The 13,241-nt window shown below is 30.0% G+C and carries 10 protein-coding genes; all 10 read left to right on the top strand.

Annotated elements, in window-relative coordinates; translation table 11 throughout:
- Positions 1-598 (top strand): succinylglutamate desuccinylase/aspartoacylase family protein (locus tag ACTG3S_RS09755; RefSeq protein ID WP_439129171.1); only part of this gene is annotated, 598 nt, incomplete at its 5' end.
- Positions 599-725: 127 nt separating this feature from the next.
- On the top strand, positions 726-1,313 hold the full coding sequence (locus ACTG3S_RS09750) for a 2OG-Fe(II) oxygenase (RefSeq protein WP_439129170.1): 588 nt from the start codon (positions 726-728) through the stop codon (positions 1,311-1,313).
- Between the two features lie 111 nt (positions 1,314-1,424).
- A complete protein-coding gene (trmD, locus tag ACTG3S_RS09745) occupies positions 1,425-2,102 on the top strand; it encodes a tRNA (guanosine(37)-N1)-methyltransferase TrmD (RefSeq protein ID WP_439129169.1) in 678 nt (225 codons plus the stop codon).
- Positions 2,095-3,573: a glycosyltransferase family 39 protein gene (locus ACTG3S_RS09740; protein WP_439129168.1), complete on the top strand. Its 1,479-nt coding sequence runs from the start codon at positions 2,095-2,097 to the stop codon at positions 3,571-3,573. Before trmD ends, ACTG3S_RS09740 begins: the two co-directional genes overlap by 8 nt.
- A gap of 112 nt (positions 3,574-3,685) precedes the next feature.
- Complete coding sequence (gene rplS, locus ACTG3S_RS09735; RefSeq protein WP_439129167.1) at positions 3,686-4,036, top strand: 50S ribosomal protein L19; 351 nt, start codon at positions 3,686-3,688, stop codon at positions 4,034-4,036.
- A gap of 637 nt (positions 4,037-4,673) precedes the next feature.
- A complete protein-coding gene (locus ACTG3S_RS09730) occupies positions 4,674-6,902 on the top strand; it encodes an NADP-dependent isocitrate dehydrogenase (RefSeq protein ID WP_439129166.1) in 2,229 nt (742 codons plus the stop codon).
- Between the two features lie 85 nt (positions 6,903-6,987).
- A complete protein-coding gene (locus ACTG3S_RS09725; protein WP_439129165.1) occupies positions 6,988-8,235 on the top strand; it encodes an efflux RND transporter periplasmic adaptor subunit in 1,248 nt (415 codons plus the stop codon).
- Between the two features lie 7 nt (positions 8,236-8,242).
- The gene (locus tag ACTG3S_RS09720; protein ID WP_439129164.1) at positions 8,243-9,616 is read left to right on the top strand and encodes an ABC transporter permease; all 1,374 of its coding nucleotides are present in this window, start codon (positions 8,243-8,245) and stop codon (positions 9,614-9,616) included.
- A gap of 3 nt (positions 9,617-9,619) precedes the next feature.
- On the top strand, positions 9,620-11,077 hold the full coding sequence (locus ACTG3S_RS09715; RefSeq protein WP_439129163.1) for a TolC family protein: 1,458 nt from the start codon (positions 9,620-9,622) through the stop codon (positions 11,075-11,077).
- Positions 11,078-11,168: 91 nt separating this feature from the next.
- The coding region (locus ACTG3S_RS09710; protein ID WP_439129162.1) for a TonB-dependent receptor at positions 11,169-13,241 on the top strand (2,073 nt) is incomplete at its 3' end.

The raw sequence follows: 13,241 nt of genomic DNA, 5'->3' as shown, positions 1-13,241 counted from the left end.
TCTGGCTAGCCAGTTTGCGTATCAATTTACCCAAAAAATTGCTCCTTTTGTAGATTATATTATTGATTTTCATACAGGAGGTGGAGAAAGAGACAACATCTCTCAAATACGTTGTGTAGAAACCGATGAAAAAGCCTTAGAACTTGCCAAAGTTTTTAATCCACCAACTATTGTGTATTCTAATAATATTGCAAAATCTTTACGATACACTTGCAATAAAATGGGAAAAACTATTTTACTTTTTGAAGGTGGAAAATCGAAAGAATTAAACCCAACAGTTATTAACGAAGGGGTAAATGGCACTAAAAATGTACTCATCCATTTAGGTTTAATTGATGGAGACATTACAGTTAGAGAAAAACCAATTTTTGTATCAAAAGCAAAATGGTTGCGCTCTTCTCATTCTGGTATGTTTAAAATAGTGGCAAAAAACGGAAGTTTTGTTAAAAAAAATGAGGTTATAGGAATCATACAAGATCCTTTTGGCGAATTTAAAAAAAGAATTAGAGCACCACATAATGGTTATATTTTTTGTACCAATAAAACTCCTATTGTAAATAAAGGTGAAGCTTTGTTTCATATGAGTATTGAAGATTAATTTTATTTTGATTCTAAGTAAATGTTTTTAAGTTCGCTAAAGCTAAATAAATATTATTCGTACAAAACTTGTTTCAGCACTAAAACAACTCTATATTCCTAATAAACTGGCAAAAATAAAAAACATTATGGCAATAAATTACTCGTTTGGCCTTCCTCTAAAACATAGCTATGTAGATTACATTCACTATAGAGGATTATTTCTTCCTCATGAAATATACAAAATACTTACCTTTTCGGAAGAAGATAAAATTATAAAAGCAACACTTTCTGGAAAAGATGATTATAATGACGAGTTACGAAAAAGTTCTGTGATGTTTATTGATAATGTTCCTGAGAATAATTGGATTTATAATAAATTGGCAAATCTTGCAATTAATTGTAATAATGAAAGATACTGGTTTGATTTATTAGGTTTCCACCAAGAATTACAGTTAACAAGATATTCTGAAGGAGATTTTTTTGATTGGCATTTAGATTTTGGTGCAGGAGAAATTTCTGCTAGAAAACTTAGTATGACAATTCAGTTATCTGATTCTGACGCTTATGAAGGAGGAGATTTGCAGTTTATGATAAATAATAAAATTGTGAATGCTCCACGAGAAAAAGGAACCATTATTATTTTTCCATCTTTTGTTATGTATCGAGTAACCCCAATTACTAAAGGTACAAGACAATCTATTGTTGGTTGGGTTTCAGGACCACCTTACAGATAAAGTCATTAAAAAAGAATTAGAACTAAAAAAGATAAAAAATTAGAACCAAAATCTTTAGTGAAAATTTTCAAAAATTAAATTCTAAAAATTTTTAAAGCTTACATTTGCAAAATGCGAATAGATATTATTTCAGTAGCACCTGGTTTATTAGAGAGTCCTTTTAACCATTCTATTATAAAACGTGCCAAGGAAAAAGGTTTGGCAGAAATCGTAATTCACGATTTACGCGAATATGGTTTAGGTAACTACAAACAAATAGACGACACGCAATTTGGTGGTGGTGCAGGTATGGTTATGATGATTGAACCCATTGCAAATTGCATCAAAAAATTGCAAGCAGAAAGAGATTATGATGAAATAATTTACATGACTCCAGACGCCAGAACTTTAAATCAAACTACTGCAAACACACTTTCTTTACAAGAAAATATTTTAATTTTAACGGGGCATTACAAAGGTGTAGACCAACGCATTAGAGACTTATACATAACCAAAGAAATTTCTATTGGAGATTATGTTTTAACAGGTGGTGAGCTTGCTGCAGCTGTTTTAGTAGATGCTATTGTACGTTTAATTCCTGGAGTTATTGGTGATGAACAATCTGCCCTTACAGACTCTTTTCAAGACAATTTATTATCTCCACCCGTATACACAAGACCTGCAGACTACCAAGGTAATAAAGTACCAGAAATATTGTTGTCTGGTAATTTTCCTAAAATTGATGATTGGCGTTCAGAAAAAGCCTATGAAAGAACAAAACAAATAAGACCCGATTTATTAGATGAGTAAATTCGTTTCATTTATAAAAAATAACAAAGCCATTTCTTGGGTTTTAGGTTTTCAACTTTTTCGGTTGATTTTACTCCCTTTTATGGGCTTAATGCCACAAGATGCTTACTATTATTTGTATGGCCAAAATTTATCATTATCTTATTTTGATCACCCAGGAATGATTGGCTACTTGCTACGTATTTTCTCAGAAATATTTGGGCAATCTATTTTTGTGGTAAAATTGACAGATTTTATAATAACCTCATTTACCATCATAAGTTTTTACAAATTAGCCTCTTATTTTTTATCAAAACAAAAACTACAAAGAGCCTTTGTTTTGATAGCATCAACCATTTGTGTTTCTATTCTATCGTTTAATTCTACACCAGATGTACCCTTACTTTTATTTTGGACAATCAGTTTAACCTGTTTGTACAAAGCCATTTTTGAAGAAAAAAATTGGTACTGGATTTTGGCAGGTATCGCCATGGGATTAGCATTTAACAGCAAGTATACAGCGCTTTTACTACAAATCGGCTTATTAGGTTTTGTAGTTTTTTCTAACAAGTACAGAAAATTATTCTTTTCTCCTTGGTTGTGGTTTGCACTTGTAATTTCGGTTTTGGTAACCTTTCCTGTTTGGTATTGGAATTATCAAAATGAGTTTGCCTCTTTTGCTTTTCAATCTTCAGAAAGAACCAGTTCTATATCAGAATTTAAAATTTCACCCAATTACTTTTTTGGTGCAATTGGGCATCAACTATTTTTATTATTACCTGTTTTATTTTTAATTTTTATCACTTTTACCTTTAAATATATTAAAAGAGCCTTCATAAAATTTAAACTTCCACAGTCTAAAACATTGTTTTTATTAGCCTTTTTTGCACCAACTTTTGTTGGATTTTTTAGCCTCACTCCTATTTATTGGGTAAAATTAAATTGGATGATGCCATCATACATTACAGGTACCATTATTGCAGCCATGTTTATCAGTAAAAAACTATTAAAAATTCAGTTGATCTTTTCAATTATTTTTCACTTACTTTTTGCCTTACAAATATTGTTTTATTTAGTACCTATTAAGAGTGATGATACTTGGGTTGGATGGAAAGAGTTGGCAGAAGAAACAAAAGATCTGCAACAGACATACCCAAATACATTTGTATTTTCTAACGATAATTATAAAACATCTGCGTGTTTAAACTTTTTTATTGATGATAAAGTATATGCTCAAAACATCATTGGTTTGCCTGCTTTACATTTCGATTATTTAGGTGATAATTTATCTGCTTTAGAAGGAAAAAACGCCCTATTTATAGACTCTGATAAGAGATTTAAAAATGATGATAAACTAGATGAAATAAACCCTTTATTAAAAAACTATTTTAAAAATATCACAGAATTAGAACCAATCATAATTAAAATCAATCATAAAGAGGTTCGTAAATTTTGGGTTTTCTATTGTACTGACTATCAACCAAAAAAATAATTAAAATAATTTGTATCAACAAAAAAATAATTATTACTTTTGCAAACGCTAAATTAACCTCTGACGAAGAAATCGTGAATGTTGCTTTACAAAACTAATTAATTTAAAAGATATGGAATCTTTAGTAAAATTTGTTCAAGACGAATTTGTAACAAAAAAAGAATTTGCAGAATTTGCTGCTGGTGATACAATCACTGTTTATTACGAAATTAAAGAGGGCAGTAAAACACGTACTCAGTTTTTTAGAGGAGTTGTTTTACAAAGAAGAGGAACTGGTCTTTCAGAAACTTTTACAATCAGAAAAATGTCTGGTACTGTAGGGGTAGAAAGAATTTTTCCTGTAAACTTACCTTCAATCCAAAAAATTGAAGTAAATAAAAGAGGTAAAGTACGTAGAGCACGTATCTTTTACTTTAGAGGTCTTACTGGTAAAAAAGCTAGAATTACCGAAAAAAGAAGATAAAACTTCATTTTATAAAGAAACAAAAAAGCGTTGTAAAAATTACAACGCTTTTTTTTTATGAACAAAAGTTAACAACCATAGTTAATAGCATGTTGATTACTAATTAGTTAAAATCAATAGAAACTATTTTAAAAAAACTATATTTACCTAAGTATTTATATGAAATAAACTTTTGTAAAACTAAAGTTGATTTATAAATTCTTAAAGAATGTTCTTTAAAACATTATTTGTCTATACTAAAAAGATGTATAGCCTTAAAAAGTTTTCTTTTTGAGTTTTAGATAAATAACAGAAACACTAACCATATTTTAAAAAAGTAAAATGTTTTTTTAAAATAAAGTGTTTTAAATTTTGAAATAGAAAAGTCTAACTATATCTTAAAAAGTAGAATTAACTTGTTTAAAATCTATTTCAAAAAAGAAGCCATATTATAACAAGAAATTGTTTGATATGGCTTTTATTTTTAACTTCTACGAAATCGATTTCAAAAATTATAAATACTGCAATAAAAGATACTAATTAATAGCATATTACCAATAAAAAACTCAACTTAAATTCTTAAATTTGCTCGCTTTCAAAAAAAATAGAATTTTTATTGAATATATTTCTAAAAGTACAACTACAAAAACATCGTTTTATGAGTAAAATAGCTAAAATAGTATACACAAAAACAGACGAAGCACCAGCTTTGGCTACCCGTTCTTTTCTACCCATTGTAAAAGCATTTACAAAATCTTCTAACATAGAAATAGAAGTGAAGGATATTTCTTTAGCTGGTAGAATTTTAGCTAATTTTTCTGAGTATTTAAACGAAGATCAAAAAGTAGAAGATGCACTTGCGCAATTAGGTGAATTGGCTAAAAATCCAGAAGCGAATATTATAAAATTACCAAACATTAGTGCTTCTGTACCACAAATAACTGCCGCTGTTAAAGAATTACAAGCTTTAGGTTTTGCAATTCCAGATTACCCTGAAGAAGCAAAAACTGATGAAGAAAAAGCCGTATTAGCCATCTTTAATAAAGTAAAAGGATCTGCAGTAAACCCAGTTTTAAGAGAAGGAAATTCTGACAGAAGAGCGCCAAAAGCAGTTAAAAACTATGCTCGTAAAAACCCACACTCTATGGGTGCATGGTCTTCAGATTCTAAAACACATGTAGCAACAATGTCTGATGGAGATTTTGCACATAACGAAAAATCTGTAACGCTTAATAACGCTGCTTCGATAAGTATACAACACATTGCAGAAAATGGTACAAAAACTATTTTAAAAGAAACTGTAAAATTATTAAAAGGAGAAGTTATAGATGCTACTGTAATGAGTAGAAAAGCATTATTAAACTTCTTAGAAACAGAAATCAATGATGCTAAAGAACAAGGTGTGTTACTTTCATTACACATGAAAGCAACCATGATGAAGGTTTCTGACCCAATTATTTTTGGGCATGCAGTGCGTGTTTTCTTTAAAGAGTTATTTGATAAACATCAACAAACATTTGATGAAATTGGTGTAGATGTAAATAACGGTTTTGGTAATTTATTAAGAAATTTAGAAGAACTATCAGAAGAAAAAAGAGCAGAAATACTATTAGATATTGCAGATATCTACAAAAAGAGACCTGCTGTTGCTATGGTAAATTCAGATAAAGGAATTACCAATTTACATGTACCTTCTGATGTTATTATAGATGCTTCTATGCCTGCAATGATCAGAACATCTGGCCAAATGTGGAATAAAGAAGGTAAGTTACAAGATACTAAAGCAATTATTCCAGACAGTTCATATGCTGGTATTTATACAGCAACCATCGATTTTTGTAAAAAACATGGTGCTTTTGATCCTACAACGATGGGTACAGTGCCAAATGTTGGCTTAATGGCTCAAAAAGCTGAAGAATATGGTTCTCATGACAAAACTTTTGAAATTGAATCAAATGGAAAAGTAATTGTTGTAGATGCTGATGGAAACACATTATTAGAACACACAGTTGAAGCTGGTGATATTTGGAGAATGTGTCAAGCAAAAGATGCTCCAATTCAAGATTGGATAAAACTAGCAGTTACAAGAGCGAGAGCTTCTGAAACACCTGCTGTTTTTTGGTTAGATGAAAATAGAGCTCATGATGCCGAAATTATTAAAAAAGTAAACAAGTATTTACCAAATCATGATACTTCTGGTTTAGATATCAGAATTTTATCACCAATAGACGCAACACATTTTACACTAGAAAGAATAAAGAAAGGTGAAGATACCATTTCTGTTTCTGGTAATGTATTACGTGATTATTTAACTGATTTATTTCCAATTTTAGAGTTGGGTACTTCTGCTAAAATGTTATCTATTGTACCTTTAATGAATGGTGGTGGTTTGTTTGAAACGGGTGCTGGCGGTTCTGCTCCTAAACACGTAGAGCAGTTTATGGAAGAAAACCATTTACGTTGGGATTCTTTAGGTGAATTTTTAGCATTGGCTGTTTCTTTAGAGCATTTAGGAACTTCAAATGAAAACCAAAAAGCATTGGTTTTAGCAGAAACATTAGATGATGCCACAGATAAATTTTTAGACAATAAAAAATCTCCATCTAGAAAAGCTGGCGAGTTAGACAATAGAGGAAGCCATTTCTATTTAGCGCTTTATTGGGCTGAAGCTTTGGCTAGCCAAAATAAAAACGAAGCTTTAAAGGAAGAATTTACAGAATTGGCGAAACAATTAAAAGAAAATGAAACTACAATTGTAGACCAATTAAATGAAATACAAGGCAATCCTGTAGACATACAAGGATATTATAAACCAAACGAAACTCTCGCTGATACTGCAATGAGACCTAATGCAATCTTTAACAATACACTAAGTTTTTTAAACTAATAAAAAAATTATAAAGATATTAACATAATGAGAGCCTTTTGGCTCTCATTTTTTTATAGCTTTGGTTTTTAAATCAATCAAAAAAATGAGCAAAAAAAGAATTGCAATAATTGCAGTAGCTGTATTAGTTGTATCTTATTTAGTATACAGTTATTTTTCTCCATCTGCAGACGACAAAATATACCTAACATCTAAAGTAAAAAAAGGGAATTTTACAAGTGAAGTAGTTACTTCTGGAGAAGTACAATCTACCAGCCTAAAAAAAATTACAGGCCCACCAAATTTAAGAAAATTTAGACTACGAGATATTAAAATTCAAGATTTAGTACCTGAAGGAACTATTGTAAAAAAAGGAGATTATGTAGGTAAACTAGACCCTTCTGGAGTTAATGAATTGATTCTAGATGCAAGATTAAACTTAGAAGCGGAAGAGTCTAAGTTTACACAACAGCAATTAGACACTACACTAACTTTAAAACAAGAAAGAAACGCAGTAAAAGATTTACGTTTTAGTATGGAAGAAACCAAACTAGAACTAAAACAATCTATTTATGAGCCACCAGCAACCATTAAAGGTTTAGAAAATAAGCTAGAAAAATTAGAGAGAGACTTTAGAGAGAAACAAGAAAACTATAAAATTAAAAAGAGACAAGCCAACGCTAAAATGGTTGAAGTTGGCACTAAAGTTTCAAAAATCAGGAAAGAGTTAGATGACCTTTTAAAATTATTAGAATCGTTCACAATTTATTCTGATGGAAATGGAATGATTACTTATGATAAAAACTGGGATGGCACTAAGAAAAAAGTGGGTTCTACCATTAGTCCGTGGCAACCCTCTATTGCAACATTACCAGATTTAACCAAAATGGAATCTAAAACCTACGCAAATGAAGTTGATATTAGAAAAGTAGAAGAAGGTTTACCTGTAAAGGTCGGTTTTGATGCTTTTCCTGATGTAGAATTAGAAGGAGTTGTTACAGATGTTGCGAATGTTGGCGAAAAGAAAAGAGGTTCTGATATTAAAGTTTTTCAGGTTTTAATAAAATTGAAAGAAATAGATAAAAGTATTAGACCTGGTATGACAACCTCAAACCAAATATTAACTTTCGAAAGAAAAGATGTCTTAAGCGTTCCTTTAGAAGCGGTTTTTACAAAAGACTCTATTACTTATGTATTTAAAAAGTCTGGTTTTTCTATCAACAAAAAACAAGTAAAAATAGGTGACTCTAATAATGACTCTGTGATTATAATGGAAGGTTTGTCTGAAAACGACGAAGTATACTTAAACAAACCAGAAGGATTAGAAAAAAGCGCAATAGCAAAATTAAACTAGCCTTTCTATGTTCGATAAAATTTATATAGAAAAGCTAAAGTCTAACTTTACTGAAGCTGTGCGCGTTATTGCATCTAACAAAGTAAGAACTTTACTAACATCTTTAGGTATTATTTTTGGTGTGGCAGCTGTAATTACCATGTTGGCCATTGGTAATGGTGCAGAAAAAGAAATTTTAGCACAATTAGAGTTGGTAGGAGTAAATAATATTGTTATTACACCAATACCAGACGAAAAAGAGGATGGGAATGAGGAAGATTCTGACGATGGTACTACAGAGTCTAAACGTTTTTCTAAAGGACTAGATTTATTAGATGTAAAAAGTATAAAAGAAACTATACCATCTGTAAAAACACTAAGTCCAGAAATTGTATTAGAAACTTATGTAATAAAAAAAGGAAGACAAAATCCTGTAAAATTAATCGGAGTATCTGACAGTTATTTTAAAACCTCGAACATAGATATTGAAAGTGGTAAAAATTTCTCTAGAGCACAATCAGAAAATGCATTACCAGTTTGTATTATTGGAAAAAAAATAGAAAAAAAACTATTTACAGGAGAAAGTGCTATTGGCAAAATGATTAAAGTAAAAGATGTTTGGTTACAAGTTATTGGTGTTATAGAAGAAAAGTTTATTTCAGATACAGCTCAAGAAAACTTAGGGATAAGAGACATGAACCAAGATGTTTATATACCACTACAAACTTTTTTAGTGAGATATAAAGACCGAAAAATAATATCAGACAAAACCGTAGAAGTTTCTGGTGGAGTTATGATTATTAGTAATGGCGGTCAACAGGGACCAAAAAAGAGAATTCCAAGAGGCAACTATCATCAATTAGATAAATTGGTAGTTCAAGTAGAAAACTCTAATCAACTAAATGCAACCGCAGATGTTTTAAGTAGAATGTTGAAAAGAAGACATAATGGTATGTTAGATTTCGAAATATCAATACCAATTCAACTACTTAAACAACAACAAAAAACAAAGCAGATTTTTAACATCGTATTAAGTATTATTGCTGGTATTTCTCTTTTAATCGGTGGTATTGGTATTATGAATATTATGTTAGCCTCTGTTTTAGAAAGAACAAAAGAAATTGGTATCATTAGAGCCATTGGTGCCACTCAAGAAGATGTTATTTTACAATTTTTAACAGAGTCTGTATTGGTTAGTATTGGTGGTGGTATTATAGGTATAGCTTTAGGTGTTTTGGCCTCCTATATTTTAGAATTAACTACAGGTATAGAAACAATTTTATCACTAAGTTCCATATTATTATCCTTTTTTGTTGCCACATTAATTGGTCTAATATTCGGTATTGCACCTGCAAGATCAGCAGCAAGTAAAAGTCCAATTGAAGCCATTAGACACGAATAAACTATGAAAAATATATTAATTACATTTTGTTGCTTTCTATCAATACAAATTTTTAGTCAACAACAAATTACATTAGAGCAAGCAATTGAAATTGCACAAGAAAAATCTCCAGAGTACAAAGCTTTGTTAAATCAAAACCAAGCAAGTTATTGGCGTTATAGAAGATTTAAAGCGGGCTTTTTACCACAATTACGTTTAGATGCAACTTTACCACAATATAGAAACTCTGTTAATAGAATCCTTTTAGATGATGGTTCTGACGATTTTAGAAGGTCTAATCAAATAAGTTTTGATGGAAGTATTTCTTTAAATCAAAACATCGCCTTAACAGGTGGTACAGTATCCATTAGTTCGAGACTAGAAAGAATAGACAGATTTGAACCTAGTGAATCTACAGGTTTTGCAGTAATACCATTTTCTTTAAATTATACCCAAAACTCTTTACTTTACAATCCTTTTAAATGGGAAAAAAAGATTGAACCTTTAATTTATGAGGAAGCTAAAAGAGAATTTATAGAGCGTATGGAGCAGATTTCTCTAAACACAAGCAGAAGATATTTTGCTTTATTAAAATCTCAAATACAGGCTAAAATTGCCAAATCAAATTTATCAAACCAAGATACCTTATTCCAAATTTCTAAAGGTAGATTTAAAATGGGTAAAATTGCAGAAAACGATCTTTTGCAAATAGAGCTATCTGTATTAAACTCTGAAAATGAAGTTATTACGAATGAAATTAACCTTAAGAGGGCTTCACAAAATTTATCCAGATATTTAGTATTAGACACCGAGAATATTTTACTTTCTACTCCGAAAGAATTATCAACTTTTACTGTAACTGTAGAAAAGGCATTAGAAGAAGCAAAATCGAATAGAAAAGCTGTTATAGAGTTTAGGAGAAGAAGATTGCAAGCAGAACAAGATGTTGCAGAAGTAAAAGGTAACAATAAATTGAGAATGAGTTTAAGAGCAAATTTTGGTATTTCTCAACAAGGAAATAAATTTAATACATTGTTTGACAATTTTAACCAACAACAAAGTGTTGTTTTGTCTATTGGAATGCCAATTTTAGACTGGGGCGTTTCTAAATCTAGAAGAAAACTGGTAGAAGCTAATAAAGATCTAGTAAACACAAATATTAAAATAGAACAGCAAGAATTTGAACAGGAAATTTACTTACATGTTTTAAACTGGCAAAATCAACGAAACTTTCTAAAAACCACAAAAAAAGCACAAGAAATTGCCTTAAAGAGGTATGAAATTGCTAAAAAGAGGTTTATTTTAGGTAAAATATCTATCACAGATTTAAATATTGCTTTACAAGAACAAGACAGATCTGTATTATCTTATTTAAATTCTTTAGAAAAGTTTTGGAACGATTATTACATTCTTAGAAGATTAACATTGTATGACTTTGTGAAAAATAAAAAGATTGAAGTAAAAGACATTATTTATGATTAGAAAATAGTTGCCAAAAAATATTTTTTTAACGTTTTCTTACCAAACTTCTGTTGTACTTTTGTTTTACAATATTAACAACCAATTAAACAAAATGTTGCAATCAAAAAAAATACTAATCCTGTTTTTTTTATTTTCTATGACTATTTTTAGTCAAGAAAAAATAACTTTAAGCGGAACAGTTTACGACAACTCCAATAATGAAACACTTATTGGAGTTTCTATTTATTTTCCAGAAATAAACATCGGTACTACAACAAATCAGTATGGTTTTTACTCAATAACTGTACCTCAAGGAAATTACAAAATACAAGTAAGCTATTTAGGTTTCTCTACCATTGCAGAAACTATCAATTTATCAGAAAAATTAACAAAAAACTTTAAATTAAACGAAGCTTCTGAAAGTTTAGATGAAATTGTATTAGAAACCAATATAGAAAAACTAAATATTAGAACGCCACAAATGAGCGTTAATAAACTTAGTTCTGCAACTATAAAACAGATACCCGTAGTTTTAGGGGAGGCAGACATTATAAAATCTCTAATATTACTACCTGGTGTAACAAGTGCTGGAGAAGGCGCTTCTGGATTTAATGTTAGAGGTGGTGCGGCAGACCAAAACTTAATTTTATTAGATGAGGCAATTGTTTTTAACTCCTCTCACCTATTTGGTTTCTTTTCTGTTTTTAATCCAGATGTAATAAAAGATGTAAAATTATTTAAAGGAGGAATTCCAGCTAAATATGGTGGAAGATTGTCTTCGGTTTTAGATATTTATCAAAAAGAAGGAAACAGTAAAGAACTAAATATTACTGGTGGTATTGGGTTAGTTTCGTCTCGATTATTAATTGAAGGACCAATTGAAAAAGAAAAAATATCTTTTCTAGTGGGTGGTAGATCTTCTTATGCGCATTTATTTTTACCTCTTTTTGATAATGATAACACCGCCTATTTTTACGATTTAAACACTAAAATAAATTACAGAATTAATGATAGAAATAGTGTTTTCTTTTCTGGCTATTTTGGTAAAGATGTTTTTGGAATTAGCGAAAACTTTGTAAATACTTACGGAAATCAAGTAGCCAATTTACGTTGGAATCATTTATTTTCTGATAAATTATTTTCCAATTTATCCTTAATATATTCAGATTATTTTTACGGATTAACCTTAGATTTTGTAGGTTTTGAATGGGATTCTGGTATTACCAACTACAATTTAAAGTACGATTTTAATCATTATGTAAATGACAAAATTAAATTGAGTTATGGTATTAATAATATTTATACAAAATTCAACCCAGGTGAAATTGTACCTAATAGAGAAGATTCTGGTATCGTTGCAGAAAAATTGATTGATAAATATGCCAATGAATTTGCTGTTTACTTAGATACTGAACATAAAATTAGTGATAAATTTAGAATGCAGTATGGCTTAAGATTTAGCAATTTCACACGTTTAGGACAAGATGAATTAAACGTATATGCAAACAATGAAGCTGTTATTTACAATCAAGAATTTAAAAAATACGAATCTGCAACACCCACTGGAACCGAAAATTTTAAAAGAAGTGATGTTCTTGCGAGTTTCAACAATTTAGAACCAAGAATTTCGATGTCTTATATTATAGACGATTTTACTTCAGTAAAAGCAAGTTACAACAGAATGGTACAATATTTACACTTGCTTTCTAACACAGCTTCTCCTACTCCGTTAGATGTTTGGACACCAAGTGGTAAATTTATAAAACCACAATTGTTAGACCAATATGCTGTAGGATTTTTTAAATCTTTTAAAGACGGTAAATACACGCTAGAAACAGAGGCTTTTTATAAAGATATTCAAAATAGAATAGACTATATAAATGGTGCAAACTTAATAGCAAATAACGAAATTGAAACCGTAATTTTAAATGGAAAAGCACGTGCTTATGGTTTGGAAATGTTGTTAAAGAAAAACGAGGGAGATTTTCAAGGATGGTTTTCTTATACACTTTCTAGATCAGAACAATTAACCGCAGGTAGAACTGCAATAGAGCCCGGTATTAATAATGGCGAATGGTATAGCACACCTTTTGATAAAACACACGATTTTTCTATTAATGCAAGTTATAAACTAAACAACAAATGGAAATTCAACAGTAATTTTGTTTTTCAAACTGGGCAACCT

Source organism: Polaribacter sp., from assembly GCF_965656025.1.
In the GTDB taxonomy this organism is placed as follows: domain Bacteria; phylum Bacteroidota; class Bacteroidia; order Flavobacteriales; family Flavobacteriaceae; genus Polaribacter.
This window is presented reverse-complemented; position numbering and strand designations above follow the sequence as displayed.